Genomic DNA, 18,520 nt, shown 5'->3' on the forward strand with positions numbered 1-18,520 from the left:
AGACCGCCCCGCCCCCGCGAGGGGCGGCGGCCTCGCGCGCGCTCCATGGGCGGGGCGGGGTGCGGACCCGTAACGACAACGCGCCCGGCCCCACCGAAGGGGGCCGGGCGCGCAGGCCTTGGGAGCGCGTCGGGGGGTTAGCTCCGCGTGATCCGGCCGCAGGCGACCGGGAGCGTGGCCTGGCTCGGGAGGCCCGGGAGCGTGCCGACCGAGGCCGGAAGCTCGTCGTTCGTCCCGTGGATCACGATCACGTAGTCGTCGAGGTCGACGATCCCGTCTGCACCGAGCGTGCCGATGGGGTCGCTCGTGTCACTGTCGTCCTTGACGAGGGCGGAGCGGAGCGCGACCACCGAGGTCGACTCCGAGTAGTCGATGGAGGTGCCGGTGGGGAAGCCGGAGACGTTCTGCGCCTGCGTCGAGATGTCGTCGTCGAGCGGCAGGAGGATGGCGCCGTAGCGCGGGAGCCCTTCGAGCACGTCCACGAAGCCGTCCGCGTTGGCGTCGTCGGCCATCGTCGGGCACACGGCCTGAGCGGTCACGGTGCCGCCCGGCGCGCCGTGGATGTGCTGGGGGTGCACGGTGGCGTCGAGATCGTCGGCGTCGATCTCGACGGTAAAGTCGTTGTCGTCCATCGTGAGCTCGGCGGTGCCGGTCACGCCGCTGTTGTTGAGGGCGGTAAACTGGACGTCGTAGGTGGTCTCGTCGTCGTCGTTCGAGTCACAGCCCGAGAGCACGGGCAGGGCGACGAGGGCGGCGAGGAGCGGAAAGGCGAGTGTCTTCACAGGGAGGGGGGACCCAGCGGGTCTGTGGTGGAGGGGGTGTCCCAGGGCCGCACGGAGCGGATCGGGGGATTCGAGTTATCAACGTGGAGCAGGGGCGCGGTGTTGAAGAGGGCGTCTGAATTCCCTGAGATCCGCCCCTCGTGACGCCGCTCAGAGGGGTGGGGACGCCGTTGTGCCCCACCCCGCCCGCACGAGGGGCGCCGCCGCTCGGCGCCGGCCGGTCGCCACCCCGCCCGGACGGACGGGGCGGGGCGGGCGCGCACGTCGGCGGGGGCGGGGTGGTCGCCTCGCGGCCGAGGACGTAGAGGGCACGCAGCCCGGAGAGCCCACCGAGACCCGCATCCCGTACCGAGTACAGCGAAGCCATCCCGGGTTGACAGGGTAGCTTCGGCCATGCCCGCCCCGCTCTCCGTCGACCTCCGTCGCCGCGTCCTCGACGCCGCCCGCTCGGCCACTGCCCCCGTCGTCGCCGCCCGCTTCGGCGTCTCCGTCTCGACCGTCCACCGGCTCCGCCACCTCGACCGCATTCAGGGGTCCGTCGAGCCTCGGCCCCACGGCGGTGGCCATACCCCGCTCGTGACCGACGACGACCGCCCGCTCTTCGACGGGTACCTCGCCGAGAACCCTTCGATGCCGCACGCGACCATCGCCCGCCGGTTCGAGGCCGACACCGGACGCGCCATCAGCCGCCAGACCGTCCAGCGGATGCTGGGTCTGTGGCGGGTCACCCGAAAAAAAAGTCCATGATCGCCTCCCAGCGCTTCCGCCCGGATGTGGTCGCCAAGCGCGAGGCGTTCTTGGCGGAGGTCGCGGCGATCCCAGCCGAGCGGTTGGTTTTCGTCGACGAGTCGGGGATTCAGATCGGCGCGCGGTCGGCGTACGGGTTCGCGCCCATCGGCACGCGGTGCGTCGAGGTCGCCCCTTTCCGGGTCGGCAAGCGGGTCAACCTCATCGGGTGGATGGCCGCGACGTGCGGGTCGGTGCGGGCACACGAGGGGTCCGTCAAGGCCCCCCACTTCGAGGCGTTCGTGGCCGAGAGCCTGGTGCCGTGCTTGGAGGAGGGCGACGTAGTGATCTGGGACAACGCCCGGATCCACAGCCCGGCTGCAATCGCACTCGTTGAGGCCGTCGGTGCCCGCGTGCTCCCGCAGCCGCCGTACAGCCCGGATCTCAACGCGATCGAGCCGATGTGGTCGAAGGTGAAGGCGATCGTCAAGCAGAAGCTGGCCGACGCCCGGGACGCGCTGCTCGACGCGCTCGACGAAGCCGTTTCCGCGGTCACACCATCGGACGCCTCCGGGTGGATCGCGCACTGCGGCTACGCCTTCCTACCCGACTGAGCTACGCTGTACCCTCCCGAAGTCCGCCCTAGAACACGTAGCCTACGCGGACGCCCACGTCGGGGAGCCGGTCAAGCGCGTCGGTCCCCAGCGAGAGCGTGACCGGGCCGATCGGCGTCCGCGCCGACAGGTCGAGGCCGACGCCCGCGAGCACGCCGTCGGCGTCGACGATCGCGTCGTCGTCGCCGAAGACGCGGCCGGCGTTCGCGAACAGGCGCGCGAACAGGGCGCCCGCCTGCGCCTGGATGCCCGCGACGGCGAGCCAGGCGTTGGGGCCGGTCAGCGACTCGGGGTCGTGGCCGTAGAGCGGGAGGAACGTGCCCGGCAGGACCGTCACCGTCTGCATCCCGCCCAGGAACGTCCGCCGGTTGAGCGGGAGGCCCTCGCCCGAGCCGCGGGCGTAGGCCGCGCGGCCGACGAGCGAGACACGTGGCGAGACGGGCACGAACCCCTCGACGTCGAGGAGCGCCCGCGTAAACCCGCCCGTGCGGACCTCGACCAGCCCCAGCGACGCGGCCGGCACGCGGGCCTGCTCCGAGATCCGGTCCGCGAACTCCGTCGCGTCCAGCCGGCCCCGCCCGCCCTCGACCTGAGCGCGGACGCGGACGCCGCGCGTGGGCACGTTCAGCCGGTCCAGCGTGCGGACCTCGGCGAAGGCCGTGCCCGAGGCCCACCGCTCGCCCAGCGCCACGCCCTCGGGGTCGAGCACGATGGGCACGCCGTCGGGGCCGGGGAACACGGCGTTGGCGTCGACCGAGAAGTCGGTGACCTCGTTCCGCCCCACCCCGCCCCCGACGGAGGCGCCGACGAGCACGCTGGGGAGCGGCGCCCACGCGCCCACGAGCGCCGCCTCGGCCACGCGCTGCGAGAGCGTCGAGCGGTCCTTCTCCTCGCCCAGCAGCACGACGTCGACCGGCGCCTCGGTCACGCCGACGCGCGCGCCGGCCTCGACCGACGACGTCAGCCCGAGCGGGGCGGTGTAGGCGGCGAGCGCCTGCGACTGGCGGCCGAGCCGGAGCGCGAACGCCGAGCGGTCGCCCCAGCGGAGCCGGTGGCGGAGCGCGAGCTGGGCCAGCAGCTCGCCCCCGTTCTCGTCGTCGTAGCGGAGCCCGAAGCCCAGCCGGTCCGGCGGGTCCTTCGGCACCAGGCGGACGTCCAGCACGGCCGCCCCGCCCCGCCCGTCCGGCACGACGCGCGGGATCACGTAGTCGTAGCTCCCAGTCGCCACGAGGCGACCCACGAGCCGGTCGACGTCGTCCGGCCCCAGGTCGGCCGGCAGCGCGCGCGCCGTCAGCCGCTCGGCGAGCCGGAGCGCCGGCCCCTCGACGCCCCGGAACCGGATGGCGCCCACGCGGACCGCCCGGGGCGCGGGCGGCGGCGGGGGCGGGGCGGCGCGGCCTACGTCGTTCTGGGAGAGGAGCGCGCGGATCTCGGGGAGCGCCGCCGTCGCCACGCGGCGGCCCTCGGCGATCCACGGGGCCGGGTCCGTCAGGCCGGCCGACACCACGGCCGCCACGTCGGGCTGGATGAGGACGTCGGTGGCCTCGCGGTCGCCGATCGCCCGGCGGCGGCGCGTCGTGCCGGTGACCTTCTCGAAGAGGACCAGCAGGTTGACGGTGTTGCCGGTCGGCGACAGGCGGAGCCGGCCGGTCTCCGGGTCCACGTCGCTGCTCACGTCGACGCCGATGACGAGGTCGGCCCCGAGCGCCTCGGCCTCGGGGACCGGCAGCATGTGGTCCGGCCCGCCGTCGAGGTACACGCCGTCGCCGTAGCGGATGGGCCGGAACGCGCCCGGGAGCGACATGCACGTGCGGATGGCGAGCGGGAGGTACCCCGCGTCCAGCGTCACGTCCTCGCCCGTGACCAGGTCGATGGCGTTGCACGCGAACGGCCGCGGGAGGTCCCGGAAGTCGGTCACGCCCTGGACGTCCCACGTCAGCCGCGCGAGCAGCTCGAGCAGCGGCTGCCCCGTGAGGAGCCCCTCGGGGAGCACCGGCGTCAGCCCGCGCGTGGGCACGTCGATGAGCGTGGGGCCAGGCACGAGGGCCTCGCCCAGGCTCAGCGCGCCCGGGCCGCTCGGCCCGAAGAGGAGGGCCGGCACGTCGAGGTCGAGCACGATCCGCTCGATGTCGTGGCCCGTGTAGCCGACGGCGTAGAGGCCGCCCAGGAGCGCCCCCATGCTCGTCCCGGCGACGACGTCGACCGGCACGCCCTCCTCCTCCAGCACCTGGAGCACGCCGATGTGGGCGAACCCCTTGGCCGCCCCGCCCGAGAGCGCCAGGCCCACCGTCGGCCGCTCGGCGGGCGGGGCGGGAGTGGCCGTCTGAGCCGCCACCCCGCCCGAAGCGACGAGGGCGAGGGCGAGAAACAAGCGCGTCATGCGGGGTCGGGCGGGGCGGGCGCCTCGTCGCCGTCGGCGGGGCGGGCGTCGTGGCGGTCGGGCGTCTCGGCGTCAGAGCCGTTGCGGGCTGAGTTGTCGCGGGCCGAGCCGTCGCGGGCGGGGCGGGCGTCGGAGGCGACGTGGAGTGTCCGCGTGGGGAAGGCGAACTCGACGCCGTGCGCCCCGAAGGCCCGGAGGAGCCCCAGGTTGATGGCCTGCTGCGCGTCCATGTACCGCGCGTAGTCGGGGACGAGGACGTAGTAGACCACCTCGAAGTCGAGCGACGAGGCCCCAAACCCCCTGAAGTGGGCGCGGTCGAACCGGACGGGCGGGGGGACCGGAGCGTCGGCCTTGGGCGGGTCGCCGCCGAGCGGGGCGGCGCCCTGGGTGTCGTCGTCGGAGCGGAGCCCTTCGATCACCTCGCGGACGCGGCCGGGGACCGCGGCGATCTCGTCGGGCGGCGTGTCGTACGTGACCCCGAACGTGAGCACGACCCGGCGCTCGGTCATCCGCTGGTAGTTGCGGATGCGGCTCGCGAGGAGGTCCCCGTTCGAGAACACGATCTGCTCGCCCGAGAGGCTCTGGATCCGGGTCGACTTGAGCCCGATGTGCTGGACCGTCCCCATCTCGTCGCCGACCGCGAGCGTGTCGCCGATGACGAACGGCTTGTCGAGGACGATCGAGAGCGAGGCGAACAGGTCGCCGAGGATGTTCTGGACGGCCAGGCCGATCGCGACGCCGCCGATCCCGAGCCCGGCCACGAGCGTCGTCACGTTGATGCCGATGTTGGCCAGGAACATGAGCGCGATCACCGACCACACGGCGATCTGGGCCAGGATCCCGATGGCCTGCATGCTGGTCACGGCCGAGGCGTCGGCGTCCAGCTTCTGCGCCCGGTAGCGGTCGAGCCAGATCTCGATGAGCCCGGTGATCCACCGGCCCGCCTGGAGCAGCGACGCGAGCGTGAGCAGCGTGGCCGTCCACGTGAGCCCTTGCTCGTTCCACCCGACGAGGCGGGAGGCGAGGTAGAGCGTGAGCGCGAACAGGAAGTACCCCCGCGTGCGCTCGAGCACGTTGTCGACGGCCTGCGCGAACCAGGCGTTGGTCCGGCTCCGGGTGTCTCGGCGCAGCTGCCAGCGGATGGCGGCGCGCGTGACGGCGAGCAGCAGGCCCGTCGCGAGGAGGGCGGCGGCGAGCAGCAGCCAGTCCTCGACCGGGACGCCCAGGACCATACGGTCCAGGTGCTCCGCGTCGAGAAGCTGGCGTAGGACCGAGCGGAGCATCGTCTCGTGGGGGCGGGGTGGCCGAGTCTACGGCCCGCGGCGGGGCCGGAACGCTCGTCGCCCCGCGGAGCCGGCGACCGCTCGCCGGTCCGCCCCGCCCTCCCAGTCGCGGACGGGCAGTCGAGAACCGACGGGCGGGGCGGCGCTCGATGCGCTCCACCCCGCCCGGTGCCGCCCCGCCCCCGCATCGTGCAAAACAGACGGGCGGGGCGGTCGACAGGACCACCCCGCCCGGAGCGGACGGGCCGCGCGCGCGGCCTACGGGACGCGGCCTACTGGAACACGAGCGAGCCGCCGTCGACGCCGCGCAGCGTCAGGCGCCCGCCGCCGACGTCGTAGCGGCCGACGTTGTTGAGCACCTCGAAAAAGTCGCCCGACACCGACGGCTCCGGGCAGGCCGCGAGCGTCGAGAGCCCCTGTGACAGGCGGAGCGCTCCGTCGGGGTCGACCTCGAACGTGCCGCCGTAGCGGTTGCAGTCGGCCTGGCCGCTGTAGCGGCTGTCGGTCCCGAAGGAGATCGTGAACGGCGCTGTGCCCTCGTACGAGAGGGCCACCCCGCCCGGCTTCTGGATTTCGAGGAGCCGCCACGACGGGCCGATGAGCGCGCTGTTCACACCGGTCTCAGTCACCTGCGCCACGCGGATCTCGACGTCGTCGGAGGGCGCGCCGTTGGTGAGCACCGGGTACGACGTGTCCGTCGTCCACAGGGCGGTGCCGTCGGCGTCGTAGATCTCGGCGCGGACCACGTAGCGGTTGCTCGGCTGGATCTGCGAGGCGTCGTAGCGGAGCGAGAACGGGATGGGCACCTGCCCGCCGTCCGTCTCCACGCGGTTTTCGGCGACCGCCTGGGCCTGCGCGTCGCCCCGGTTCACGTCGATAAGGCGGACGGCGACGACGGCGTCCGGCGGGAGCGCGATGCGCGGGAGGTAGGTGACGGTGCCGGAGAGCGTCGCGTTGGCCGTGGAGCCCGCCGTAGAGCGGAACCGGAGGAGCCGCTCATCATCCGCCACGAGGGACAGCTGATCGCCCTCGACCAGGACACGCTCCGCGCGGTCCAGCGCGTCGAGGAAGCCGGCCTCCTGCGTCATGTCGATCGGCGGGCAGGCCATCCGCGTCGAGCCGACCTCAGAGAGCGTGAGGGCGCCGTTGGAGCCCAAGTCGTACGTGCCGAAAAAGCGGTTGCAGCCCGTCGTGCCGAAGACGCGGCCGTCGGGCTCGAACGTGATCGTGGCCTCGGGTCCCGCGGCGGCGACGGTGCCGACCGACGTAAGCTGCCACGTGGGGCCGACGACCCGGTCCGCGGCGTCGCCCATCGCGCCCGTAGAGGCGCAGCCGGCGGCGAAGAGGCCAAGTAAGAGGAGAGAAACAAGCAGGCGCATGGGACGGGAAACGTTGAGAGAAGGGAGCGGGCCGCGGGCGGCGCCCAGGCCGGAGACGTGACGGCGTGTAATGGGAGCGCCGCAAGGGGAGTTTCTGAGGCCGCTTGCGGCTGACCCTTCTTCTCCACGCATGGGCGCCCCGTTCACGACGCCGCCACGCGCCGCCCCGCCCGGGCGAGCCGGGCCGGGTAGGATCGTTAGGGACACGACCTGTCGTGTCCGCCTCGGGCGGTGACGGCGCCCCGCCCGTGACCCGCCCCGCCCGAGCGAGTGAGCGGGGCGGGGCGGGGCGGTACCATGCGCCGTCCTGGGGAGCGCGCTCGCCGTCACTCTCGCGCTTCCAACGGTCGAACGTTCGCGCGGCCGCGCCGTACCGGAGGCGTCGGCGCAATCCGCCCTGGCGCCCCGGCCACCCCGCCCGACCTCCCACGCCACAGCGGCCCCGACGCCGCCCCCGATGAACCGGCCCCTCTACATCCTCCTTTTCCTCCTCGCGGCCGCCCCGCTCGCCGGGTGCGGCTCCGAGTTCGGGGCGGCGCCCGCCGACGACACAGACCACGAGGAGCACGGCGACGCCGAGCACGACGACGGGCACAGCGACGACGGGCACGACTCCCAGGGCGAGATCGCGCTCACCGAGGCGCAGGCCGCCGCGGCCGGAATCGAGACGGCCGCCGCCCAGGCCGGGCCGCTCGCGGACGAGCTCCGCGTACCGGCCCGGATCGTCCCGACCGAGACGGGGCAGGCCCAGGTCGGCGCGCTCGTCGACGGCCGCGTCGTCCGGCTGCTGGCGGCCGAGGGCCAGGCGGTCCGCCAGGGCGCCGCCGTCGCGGCGATCGAGAGCCCCGAGGTCGCGCGCCTCCAGGGCGAGTACCTCCAGGCGCAGGCCCGCGCGACGCAGGCGGAGCAGCAGCTTGCGCGGTCGCGCCAGCTCGCGGCCGAGGACCTCATCTCGGGTACGCTCCTCGAACAGGCCGTCGCCGACGCCCGCGCGACCGAGGCGCAGGCGGCCGCGCTCGCCGGCGAGATCCGGTCCCACGGCGGCACCGCGCCGTCCGGTCCGGGCGGGGTGACCGGGCGCGTGACGGTCGCGTCGCCCATCGCGGGCGTCGTGTCGGCGCGGCAGGCCGAGCTCGGCGCCTTCGTCCAGGCCGCCGCCCCGCTCTACGAGGTCGTCGCGCCGGGCCAGGTCTACGCCGACGCGAGCGTGGACCCGGCCGCCGCCGCCGCCATCGGCCAGGGCGACGCGGCCGTGATCGAGGCCCCGGGCGGGCGGCGCTACCGCGGCACCGTCCAGTTCGTCGGCGCCGCGGTGGCCGGCGAGACGCGCACGGCCACTGTCCGCCTCCGCGTGGCGAACGCGACGGCCGAGCTGCGGCCCGAGACGTTCGTGACGGTGGCCTTCGAGGTGGAGGCCCCGGCGGGCGGCGCGGGCGGGGCGGTCACGGTCCCCGCCGAGGCCGTCGAGCGCGAGGGCGGGCAGGCGTTCGTCTACGTGCCGGTCCCGGGCGAGCCGCGGACCTACGCTCGCCGCGCCGTCGCGCTGAGCGGGGCGACTGGCGACCGCGTCGAGGTGACGGCGGGCCTGGAGCCCGGCGAGCGCGTCGTCGTCGACGGCGTGTTCGCGCTCAAAAGCTTCCGCAGCCGCGGCGAGCTCTCCGGGCACAGCCACTGACGCCGGACCGCCACTCCGCCCCGCTTCGAAACCGGGGCGGGGCGGTGCCCGCTCCTCCCGACCTCGCACGACGCCGGTGAACCGGATCGCCCCGCTCCTCCTCGCCGCCGCCGCGGGCGTCGTCCTCGCGTGGCGCCGCGGGCAGCGCACGGCCGCCCCGCCCGCGCTCGGCCCCGACGCCGTCCGCGCCCTCTACGACCGCGCCGCGCCGACGTACGACCTCGTGGCCGCGGCCTACGCCCTCGTCGGCGCAGACCGCTTCCACCGCCGCGCCGTCGAAGCCCTGGCGCTCCGGCCCGGCGACACCGTCGTGGACCTCGCGTGCGGGACGGGCGCGAACCTCGGCCGGCTCGCCCGCGCCGTCGGGCCGACCGGCCGCGTCGTCGGCGTGGACCTCTCGCCTGAGATGCTCGCCCGCGCCCGCCGGCGGGTTGGGCGGGGTGGGTGGGCGACCGTCGAGCTGGTCGAGGGCGACGTGCGGCAGTTCGCGTTTCCCGCCCCACTCGGCGGCGTCGTCTCGACGTACGGGCTCGAGTTCGTCCCCGAGCACGACGCTGTCGTCGAACGTGCCGTGGCGGCGCTCGCGCCCGGCCGGCGGATCGTGGTCGGCGGCCTGCGCCGCCCCGCCCGCTGGCCCGAGTGGGCCGTCCGCCTGGGCGCGCTCGTCAACCGCCCGTTCGGGGTCACACGCGCTTCCGAGGGTGTCCGGCCGTGGCGCTCGGTCTTCAGGCACGCCCGCCAGGTCGCCTACGAGGAGACGCTCGGGGGCGCCGTCTACCTCGCCGTCGCCGCCGCCCCGCCCGCCGCCCCGCCCGCGCCGTAGGCTGCGGCCGCTCCCGCCCCGTCCCCGTTTCGCCACCCATGCCCGCCCCGCTCCGCCTCGACCTCCCGGTCCTCCTTCCTGATGCCCCCGACGCGCAGGACGCCTGCGTCGGCCGCCTGACCGACGCGCTCGGGGCGACGGCCGGCGTCGAGCGCGCCCACGTCGTCCCGCCCGAGGGCGGCCGCCCCGCCCAGCTCTGCCTGCACTACGACCCCGCCGTCGTCGCGCTCCCGCGCCTCCGCCGCGCGGCCGAGGCCGCGGGCGCCCGCGTCACGGAGCGCTACGGGCACGTGCTCTGGGCCGTCGACGGGCTGGGCCACCAGCGCCGGGCGCGGACCGTGACGGAGCGGTTGCAGCAGGCGCCGGGCGTCGTCGAGGCCGAGGCGAATGCGACCGGGCCGGTCCGCATCGAGTTCGACCGCGAGGCGACGGGCGAGGCCGAGCTCCGCCGCGCCCTGGCGGACCTGGGCGTGACGGTCACGGCGACGGAGCCGCCCGAGGTGGCCGCCGCCGAGGGCGGGGTGGGCGCCCACGCGGGCCACGACCACGGCCCGGGTGAACACGCCGCCCCGCCCCGCTCCGACGACGAGCACGCGGGCCACGACCACGCGCCGGGCGCGCACGCCCACGCCCACGGTGGCATCTTCGGCGAGCGGACCGAGCTGGTCTTCGCCCTCCTCGCCGGCGTCTGCGTGGGGGCGGGGTGGGCGCTGGACGTGTTCACGGGCGTCGCCGAGGCCGTTCCGTTCGCGCTCTTTCTCGGCGCCTACGCCTTTGGCGGGTGGTTCACGGTCCGCGAGGCGTGGGACTCGATCCGGGCGGGGCGGTTCGAGATCGACTTCCTCATGATCGTGGCCGCGGCCGGCGCTGCCGCGCTGGGCGAGTGGTTCGAGGGCGGGCTGCTGCTCGCCCTGTTCTCGCTCGGCCACGCGCTCGAAGGCTACGCGATGGGCCGCGCGCGGGCGGCCATCGAGGCGCTGGGCGAACTGGCCCCGGCGACCGCCCGCGTCCGGCGGGGCGGGGTGGAGGCCGAGGTGCCGGTCGGTGACCTCCAGGTGGGCGACACCGTCGTGGTCCGCCCCGACGAGCGGATCGCGGCCGACGGCGTCGTCGTGCGCGGCACGAGCGCGGTCGACCAGGCGCCGGTGACGGGCGAGAGCGTGCCGGTCGACAAGCGGCCGGCGTCGGACCTCGACGCGGCCCTCGCTGCCGACGAGCCGGCCCCGGAGCACCGCGTGTTCGCGGGCACGCTCAACGGGGCGGGCGCGCTCGACGTCGTCGTCACGCGGCCGGCCGGCGAGACCACGCTGGCGCGCGTGGTGCAGCTCGTGGCCGAGGCCGAGACTGAGCGCTCGCCCACGCAGCGGTTCACGGACCGCTTCGAGAAGGTGTTCGTGCCGTCCGTGCTCGTGCTCGTGGCGCTCCTCATCGTCGGCCCGCCGGCGCTGGACGCGCTGGGCGTGATCACGGAGTCGTTCTCGGTCTCGTTCTACCGGGCGATGGCCGTCCTGGTGGCGGCGAGTCCGTGCGCGCTCGCGATCGCCACGCCGTCGGCCGTGCTCTCGGGCGTGGCGCGGGCGGGGCGGAGCGGCGTGCTCGTCAAGGGCGGCGGGCCGCTCGAAGCGCTGGGCGGGATCGAGGCCGTCGCCTTCGACAAGACGGGGACGCTAACGGAGGGCGAGCCGCGCGTGACCGACGTGGTCCCGGCGGCGGGCGCGACCAAGGCCGAGCTCGTGGCAGCCGTCGTCGCCGTCGAGCGCCTGAGCGAGCACCCGCTGGCCCGCGCCGTCGTCCGCGACCTGGGCGACCGCGCAGCGGGCGGGGCGGCCTCGGGCGGGGCGGCCGAGGACCTCCAGAGCGTGACCGGCCACGGCGTCCGCGCGACGCTCGGCGGCGAGCCCGTCGAGGTCGGCAAGCCCGCCCTGTTCACGCTCGACGGGGGCGCCGCCCCGCCCGCGGCCCTCCTCGACGACGACCGCCGGCTCAAGGCCGACGGCCGCTCGACCATGCTCGTCCGCCGCGGCGCACGGTTCCTCGGTGTCGTCGGGCTCATGGACACGCCGCGCGAGAGCGCAGAGGGCGTCATCCGGCGGCTCCACGCGCTGGGCATCGAGACGACCGTCATGATCTCGGGCGACGCCCAGGTCGTCGCCGAGTCGGTCGCCCGCGCCGTCGGCATCGACGAGGCGCGCGGCGACCTGCTCCCGGCCGACAAGGTCGAGGCCATCAAGCGGCTCCGCGAGCGGGGCGGGGTGGCGATGGTCGGCGACGGCGTCAACGACGCGCCGGCGCTCGCGAACGCGACGGTCGGCATCGCGATGGGCGCGGCGGGCTCCGACGTGGCGCTCGAGACGGCCGACGTGGCGCTCATGGCCGACGACCTCGCGCGGCTCCCGTTCGCGGTCGGCCTGAGCCGCAAGACGCGCGGCATCATCCGCCAGAACCTGTGGCTGAGCCTGGGCATGGTGGCCTTCCTGGTGCCGGCGACGATCTTCGGGCTCGGCATCGGGCCGGCCGTGGCGCTCCACGAGGGGTCCACGCTCGTCGTCGTGTTCAACGCGCTCCGGCTCCTGGCCTACCGGGAGTAGCCGCCCCGCCCCGGGCGGCGGGCGGGGTGGAGCCGCCGCCCCGCCCGGTGTCGCGGCCGGCGCTACTCCCCAGCGAGGTCGTCCACGGCCCGCAAGCCCGCCTCGGCAACGCGCACGTCCTTGGCCCCGTGCGCCCCGCCCACGCCGACGTCCCCCACGACGACGCCATCGACGTAGATCGGGAGGTCGCCGTCTATCGCGAGCACGTTCTCGTCGAGGTGCCGGACGTCTTCGGGGATGGTGCCGTCCTGGATTCCGCGAGCGATCTCAGCCATCGTCCGCTTCTGCGAGCAGGCGGTGTACGCCTTTTTGTAGCTCGCGCGGTAGCGTGTGGACGCCGGCTCGGTGGTCCCGCAGGACCGCCAGCGTCTGGCCGGAGCGGTCGACCACGGTGACCGTGACAGCCGAGCAGTCCCGCTGAGCTTCTGAGAACGCGGCGCTCACGATGAGCTGAGCCATGCTGGCCGTCAGCAGGGGGACGTGGTGCGGAGACGGTTGCGCCATGATGGGGCGGGGTGGGCGTCCCGTCGTAGCCCTGACGCACGCCTCGGGTTGCACGGGCTCCAGCGGGGCGGGGTGGAGGAGCAGGCGGGACCGCCCCGCCCACCCCGCCCGCGTGTTACGTCCCGCGCGCCGGGCGGGGCGGCAAAAACGAGGGGCCGCCCCGCCCGCGGCGAGACGGCCCCCCAGGAGACCCCGCACGAAGCCCGCTAGTTGAGCGGCGGGACCGCCCCGCCCGCGCCCTGGGGCGGGGCGTTCAGCACCTCGCGGAGCGTGATGTCGAACTCGAGCGCCGCGTTCGGCGGGATGCCGCCTTGGCCGCCCGGCCCCGGCGCCCCGGCCTGGCCGTAGGCGAGGTCCGGCGGGAGGTACACCGTCCGCGTCTCGCCCGGGCGCATGTCGAGGATCGCGTCGCGGAAGCCGGGGACCACGTTGCCGACCGGGAACTGGACCGGCTGGCCCTCGGGCGACTGGTCGAAGACGGTCCCGTCGGCGAGGCGGCCCGTGTAGTCGACCGAGACGACGGACTGCACCGTCGGCTTGGCCCCCTCGCCCTCGTCGGTGATCGTGTAGAGGACGCCGCTCGGGAGCCGCTGGATGCCCGGGCGCTCGGCGACCTGGGCGAGGAAGGCGTCGGCCTGCGTCCGGTTCTGGGCCAACTGGTCGAGCCGCTCGCGGGCCTGCGGGTTCGACCGCGCCTGCGACCGGAGCTGCCGCATCTGGATCGAGTCCTGGGCCGCCGCCTGGGCTGCCTGGAGCTGCTCCGGCGTGAGCCGCGACTCGGCGCCCTCGAACGCCTCGCGGGCGCCAGCGAGGAACACCTCGGGGTCGATGTTGACGACGGTGTCGGCCCCGACCTGGAGCCCGAACTGGACGCCCTCGGCGTAGGCCGGGTCGCGGGCGTTGCGGAGGCCCGTGTTGAACCCGTCCTCGAAGCTCGAGAACTGGAGCGTCGAGTCCTGGCCGCGGAGCTGGCCCGCCGCCTGGAAGCCGGCGTCGTAGGCGATCTGCGCGACGGGGTCCGCCCCGGCCAGGTTGTCGAGGTCGGTCGTGCCGGCCGCCGGCGACGACGAGGCGGTGCCCTCGCCGCAGCCGACGAGCGCGGCGGCGAGCGCGAGGGCGCAGAGAGGGGAGCGGAGCGTCATGCGTCGAGGGGGTGAGAAGCCGGCAAGCTAGCCGCCCCGCCCGCGGGTCCGCATGAGCCTTCCGGGAAAGAGGGCGCACGGCCCCGCCCCGCCCTCCTCAGGCGAGGGCGGGGTGGGAGCCCCGGCGTCGGGCACGACCGAGGCTGCGTCGAGCGCGAGCCGCCTCGGACCGTAGCCGTCGACTGCTGGACCGGCGGGGCGCCCATCTGGCCCGTCCGGCATCCCGGGCGCCGGTCGCGCGTAGGCGCCAAGCGCCCGGTCGGGCGCGCCCCTTCCCACACGCCGTCCGAGCCGATGAGCCTCGCCACCCGCGCGGTCTACCCCACGCAACCGGGACCCCTCCGCCAGCACCTCGACCGCCTCCTCGCCGACGCCGACGACGCGGGCGCCGCCCCGCCCGACGACCTCGTCGCCCTCGTCGTGCCCGACTCGAACCGGGCCTCGGGCGGGGCGGCCTCGGCGGCGGCCTACGCCCGGCTCCGCGGGGCCGACCTCGACACGGTCGTCCTCATCTCGCCCAGCCACACGGGCGCGTTCGGGCGCCTCTCGATCTGCAAGACCGAGCAGTACCACACGCCGCTCGGGCCGGTCCCCATCAACGACCACCTGCGCAACGAGCTCTGCGACGAGGACGACGACATCTACCTCGACGACACGGGCCACTACCACACCGAGGGCGCCGACGTCCAGCTCCCGTTTCTCCAGATGGTCCTGGACGAGGGGTTCAGCGCGGTCCCGATCGTGATGGGCGAGGAGAGCCCGGCGTACTGCCGCGAGCTGGGCGCGGCGGTGGGCGAGGTGATGTACGCCAAGCAGGCCGTCGTCGTCGGCTCGTGCGACGTGCTCTCGGGCGGGGCGGAGGCGCTCGGCCGGCTCCGCACGGCCATCGAGGCGTTCAACGAGAGCGAGCTCATGCACCTCTTGGGGAGCGAGACCGTCCAGGTCGAGGGCATGGGCGCGCTCGTCACGACGCTCATCGCCGCCCAGCGCCGCGGGGCCACGCGCGCCGAGGTCCTCGCGCTGGAGCCGCCCTCCGACGACGCGCCCGGCGTCCTCGCCTGCGCCCTCTGGCGCGCCTGACGCCGGTGGAGGATGCCGCCCCGCCCGCCCCGCCCCGCCCGGCCGTCGCGCTCGTCGGCGCCGGCGCCGTCGGCCGCGCGCTCGGGCTCCGGCTCGCCGCGGCCGGCCACGCCGTCGCCGGCGTCGTCAGCCGGACGCGCGCCTCGGCCAGCGCGCTCGCGGACGTTCTCGGCGCGCCAGTCGCGTCGGACCGACTCGCCGACCTCCCCGCCGCCCCGCTCGTCGCGCTGTGCGTGCCCGACGGCGAGATCGCCGGCGTCGCCCGCGCGCTCGCTGGGCTGGACCGCGCGTGGGGCGGGGCGGTCGTGCTCCACACGTCGGGCGCCACGCCGGCCTCGGCGCTCGGCCCGCTCGCGGCCGAGGGCGCGCGGACGCTCTCGTTCCACCCGCTCCAGACCGTCTCGGGCGGGGCGGGCGCGGCCGTGTTCGACGGCGTCACGGTCGGCGTCGAGGGCGGGGCGGAGGGCGTCGCCGCCGGCGCCGCGCTGGCCGAGGCGCTCGGAATGCGGCCGCTCGTGGTGCCGACCGCGGCCAAGCCGCTCTACCACCTCGCCGCGGCCACGGCCTCCAACCTCGTCGCGGCGCTCCTCGCCGTCGCCCAGGAGGTCCTGGCGTCCATCGACGTCGGCCGCGACGACGCCGCGGCGATGCTCGCCCCGCTCGTCCGCGGGACGGTCGAGAACGTGCTCGCGTCGTCGCCTGAGGCGTCCCTTACGGGGCCGGTCGCGCGCGGCGACTTGGAGACGCTGGAGGCCCACGGGCGCGCGCTCCGCACGCGCCTCCCGCACCTCGTCCCGGCCTACGCCGCGCTCTCCGTCGAGGCCGTTCGCCTGGCGGTGCGGGCGGGGCGGCTGCCGGCGGAGCGCGCCGAGGCCGTGCTCGCGCTCCTGGAGCAGATGGCCGCCCCGCCCCGCCCGGACGGCGCCGTGCCGGACGGCGGCCCGTGAAAACGCCGCGGCGGCCGTGTGGACGTGGTGTGGCGGAACGGAGGATCGTCGGTGCGGCGGACCCCGGGAACGTTGCCCGGTCGTTACCCTTTCCTCCCGCGCTGTCCCACCGACCGCGTCTCGCCCTGCGGGCCGCGACTGTATGAGTGAAACCGCTGTTTTTCATGACGACGTCTCCACCGGCCTCACGGCCGAGGACGTCTCTGACCTCGTCGCCCGGAGCGTGAGCCGTGACTCGGCTCCGTCGTTCCAGGCCCTCCTCGCCGCCTCCGTCACCGCCCTCGAGCGGACGGCCGAGCCGTTGGAGGTGGCCGAGGCGTCGGCGCTGAACCTGGCCCAGCGCGAGCACGTGGCCGACGTCGCGGCCGATGTCGAGGCCGTCGTCGCCGCGCTCCGGTCGGGCGTCTCGGCCGAGGCCCGGTGCCTCGCGCCGGCTCCGCCGACAGCGGCCCAGCGCGTCCGGTCCGTGCTCCGCCCCGCCCCCGGGTGGCTCCCGCGGCTCCGCGAGCGAGCCGGGAGCCTCGCCATGCCCGCCCCGCCCCCCACACGCCCGTGGGTGACGGCCGCCGCCGCCGCCGTCGGCGCGCTCGGCCAGACGGCCGAGCACCTGGCTCTCCTGGGCGCCGCCCAGCCGGCCGAGTCGTCGGCGCGCATGCTGGCCGACCGCCTCGCGGCCCGGCTCCGCGCGCACCGCGACACGCTCCTCGCCGACGTGGCCCGCGTGGTCGACTAGCGGGAGGGATGGAGGGATAGGGGATGGAGGCATGAGGGCGGCCACCCCGCCCCGCGTGCGCCGCCCGACGCTGGGGCGGTCAGGCGCGGTCTCCGTCTCCCGTCCATGCTTCGAGGGCGGGGCGGGTGGATCTTCCCGTCCCTCGATCCCTCCACCCCGCATCCCTCTTGATGGCCCTCACCGAGCAGGAGCAGATCCGCCGCGACCACCTCGACGCCCTCCGCGAGGCCGGCGTCGAGCCGTACCCGGCCGCCGCCCCGCCCGTCACGCACCGCGCCGCCGAGGTCCTGGACGCCTACGACGACGCCGCGAACGACCCCGAGACCGACGGCACCACCCCGCTCCGCGCGACCGTGGCGGGGCGGATGCTGACCAAGCGGGTCATGGGCAAGGCCGCCTTTTTCCACCTCGCCGACGAGAGCGGGGCGGTCCAGGTGTACGTCCGCCGCGACGACCTTCCCGAAGGCGAGTACAACGCGGTCTTTAAAAAGCTGCTCGACACGGGCGACTGGGTCGGCGTCGAGGGCGAGGTGTTCCGCACGCGCATGGGCGAGGTGTCGGTCCGCGCTGAGCGGCTGGTCCTGCTCGCCAAGTCGCTCAAGCCGCTGCCCGTCGAGAAGGAGATGACGGACGAGGAGACCGGCGAGACGCGCCGGTTCAACGAGGTCTCGGACCCCGAATTCCGCTACCGCCAGCGCTACGCCGACCTCGCGCTGCACCCCGACGTCCGCGACGTGTTCAAGGCCCGGCACACGATCACGCGCACGCTCCGCGACTTCCTGGACGGCCAGGGCTACGTCGAGGTCGAGACGCCGGCGCTCCAGCCGCTCTACGGCGGCGCCGCGGCGCGCCCGTTCACGACGCACCACAACGCGCTCGACATGCCGCTCTTCCTCCGCATCGCGGACGAGCTGTACCTCAAGCGCCTGCTCGTGGGCGGCTTCGAGGGCGTCTACGAGATCGCCAAGGACTTCCGCAACGAGGGGCTCTCCCGGTTCCACAACCCGGAGTTCACCATGCTCGAGCTCTACGTCGCCTTCCGCGACTACGACTGGATGATGGGGCTCGTCGAGCGGATGCTGGAGGCCGTCGCGCGCGCGCTCCACGGATCGCCGGACGTGCCGTACGCCGCGGGCGGGGCGGAGCACACGCTGTCGTTCGCGGCGCCCTTCCGGCGCGTCCCCATCTTCGACGCCATCGAGGAGGCGACGGGGCACCGGCTCTACGACGGCGAGCGCGTGGCCGACCGCCCCGCCCTCGTCGCTGCGGCCCAGTCGGTGGGCGTCGAGACGGACGACGCGATGGGCGTGGGCAAGCTGATCGACGAGATCTTCGGCGCGGCCGTTGAGCCGACGCTCGTCCAGCCCACGTTCGTGACCGACTACCCCGTCGAGCTGTCGCCGCTCGCCAAGCGCCACCGGACGAAGCCGGGCCTCGTCGAGCGGTTCGAGCTTATCGCCGGCGGCAAGGAGCTGTGCAACGCGTTCTCCGAACTGAACGACCCGCTGGAGCAGCGCGCCCGCTTCGAGGACCAGGTCCGCCTGGCGTCGGCCGGCGACGACGAGGCCGTGAACGCCGTCGACGAGGACTTTCTCCGGGCGCTCGAGTACGGCATGCCGCCGGCCGCCGGCCTGGGCATCGGCGTCGACCGCCTGGCGATGGTGATGACGAACCAGCCGTCGATCCGCGACGTCCTCCTGTTCCCGCTCCTCCGCCCCGAGGGCGGCCCCGAGGGCGGGGCGGACGCGGCCTGAGCCGCCCCGCTCAGGAACGGCGGCGGGCGGGGCGGTGGAGCCTGGTCGGGGCGGGCGAGCCACCCCGCCCGCGCGCAAGGTGAGAGCAGATCGAGTCGCCTTCACCGTCG

Annotated in this window: 14 protein-coding genes and 1 pseudogene; 9 read left to right on the forward strand and 6 right to left on the reverse strand. The window is 75.2% G+C overall.

Going from position 1 to position 18,520, the window contains the following annotated elements; translation table 11 throughout:
• Window positions 1-137: 137 nt before the first annotated feature.
• Entirely contained in the window at window positions 138-782 is a 645-nt protein-coding gene (locus RQM47_RS08810) for a hypothetical protein (protein ID WP_311664584.1), read from the reverse strand.
• Between the two features lie 393 nt (window positions 783-1,175).
• Between RQM47_RS08810 and RQM47_RS08815 the strand changes: the two genes are divergently transcribed.
• Both RQM47_RS08815 and RQM47_RS08820 read left to right on the forward strand, forming a co-directional pair.
• Window positions 1,176-1,529: a helix-turn-helix domain-containing protein gene (locus RQM47_RS08815; RefSeq protein ID WP_311666090.1), complete on the forward strand. Its 354-nt coding sequence runs from the start codon at window positions 1,176-1,178 to the stop codon at window positions 1,527-1,529.
• Window positions 1,526-2,122, forward strand: coding sequence for a transposase (locus RQM47_RS08820; RefSeq protein ID WP_311666088.1), 597 nt, complete (start codon window positions 1,526-1,528; stop codon window positions 2,120-2,122). The genes RQM47_RS08815 and RQM47_RS08820 overlap by 4 nt, the downstream gene beginning before the upstream one ends.
• 28 nt (window positions 2,123-2,150) lie before the next feature.
• Here the strand turns inward: RQM47_RS08820 and RQM47_RS08825 are convergent, their stop codons facing one another.
• From RQM47_RS08825 to RQM47_RS08835, 3 genes are all read right to left on the reverse strand, one after another.
• The gene (locus RQM47_RS08825) at window positions 2,151-4,502 is read right to left on the reverse strand and encodes a patatin-like phospholipase family protein (RefSeq protein WP_311664581.1); all 2,352 of its coding nucleotides are present in this window, start codon (window positions 4,500-4,502) and stop codon (window positions 2,151-2,153) included.
• Complete coding sequence (locus RQM47_RS08830) at window positions 4,499-5,785, reverse strand: mechanosensitive ion channel family protein (protein WP_314008526.1); 1,287 nt, start codon at window positions 5,783-5,785, stop codon at window positions 4,499-4,501. Before RQM47_RS08830 ends, RQM47_RS08825 begins: the two co-directional genes overlap by 4 nt.
• Window positions 5,786-6,057: 272 nt before the next feature.
• Window positions 6,058-7,164: an META domain-containing protein gene (locus RQM47_RS08835; RefSeq protein ID WP_314008529.1), complete on the reverse strand. Its 1,107-nt coding sequence runs from the start codon at window positions 7,162-7,164 to the stop codon at window positions 6,058-6,060.
• Between the two features lie 457 nt (window positions 7,165-7,621).
• Here RQM47_RS08835 and RQM47_RS08840 point away from each other — a divergent pair, with 457 nt between their 5' ends.
• The 3 genes from RQM47_RS08840 to RQM47_RS08850 all read left to right on the forward strand — a co-directional run bounded on the left by RQM47_RS08840 (window position 7,622) and on the right by RQM47_RS08850 (window position 12,250).
• Window positions 7,622-8,839 (forward strand): efflux RND transporter periplasmic adaptor subunit, encoded by a 1,218-nt coding sequence (locus tag RQM47_RS08840; protein ID WP_314008531.1) that lies wholly within the window; start codon window positions 7,622-7,624, stop codon window positions 8,837-8,839.
• Between the two features lie 76 nt (window positions 8,840-8,915).
• Window positions 8,916-9,662 carry a class I SAM-dependent methyltransferase gene (locus RQM47_RS08845; RefSeq protein WP_314008533.1) on the forward strand — a complete coding sequence of 249 codons (747 nt, stop codon included), beginning with the start codon at window positions 8,916-8,918 and terminating at the stop codon, window positions 9,660-9,662.
• Window positions 9,663-9,700: 38 nt separating this feature from the next.
• Entirely contained in the window at window positions 9,701-12,250 is a 2,550-nt protein-coding gene (locus RQM47_RS08850) for a heavy metal translocating P-type ATPase (protein WP_311664571.1), read from the forward strand.
• Between the two features lie 62 nt (window positions 12,251-12,312).
• On the opposite strand, the pseudogene RQM47_RS17435 reads toward RQM47_RS08850, so the two are convergent.
• Window positions 12,313-12,754 (reverse strand): annotated as a pseudogene (locus RQM47_RS17435) (GlcG/HbpS family heme-binding protein).
• Between the two features lie 206 nt (window positions 12,755-12,960).
• Window positions 12,961-13,896, reverse strand: coding sequence for an FKBP-type peptidyl-prolyl cis-trans isomerase (locus RQM47_RS08865; protein WP_311664565.1), 936 nt, complete (start codon window positions 13,894-13,896; stop codon window positions 12,961-12,963).
• 294 nt (window positions 13,897-14,190) lie between these two features.
• On the opposite strand from RQM47_RS08865, the gene amrB reads away from it, so the two are divergent.
• From amrB to lysS, 4 genes are all read left to right on the forward strand, one after another.
• Window positions 14,191-14,976, forward strand: a complete 786-nt coding sequence (gene amrB, locus RQM47_RS08870) for an AmmeMemoRadiSam system protein B (RefSeq protein WP_314008534.1) — start codon at window positions 14,191-14,193, stop codon at window positions 14,974-14,976.
• 5 nt (window positions 14,977-14,981) lie between these two features.
• Complete coding sequence (locus RQM47_RS08875) at window positions 14,982-15,923, forward strand: Rossmann-like and DUF2520 domain-containing protein (RefSeq protein ID WP_314008537.1); 942 nt, start codon at window positions 14,982-14,984, stop codon at window positions 15,921-15,923.
• 142 nt (window positions 15,924-16,065) lie between these two features.
• A complete protein-coding gene (locus tag RQM47_RS08880) occupies window positions 16,066-16,656 on the forward strand; it encodes a hypothetical protein (protein WP_311664559.1) in 591 nt (196 codons plus the stop codon).
• 170 nt (window positions 16,657-16,826) lie between these two features.
• A complete protein-coding gene (lysS, locus tag RQM47_RS08885) occupies window positions 16,827-18,410 on the forward strand; it encodes a lysine--tRNA ligase (RefSeq protein WP_314008541.1) in 1,584 nt (527 codons plus the stop codon).
• Window positions 18,411-18,520: the final 110 nt, after the last annotated feature.

This window comes from Rubrivirga sp. S365 (assembly GCF_032248475.1).
GTDB lineage: Bacteria > Bacteroidota > Rhodothermia > Rhodothermales > Rubricoccaceae > Rubrivirga > Rubrivirga litoralis.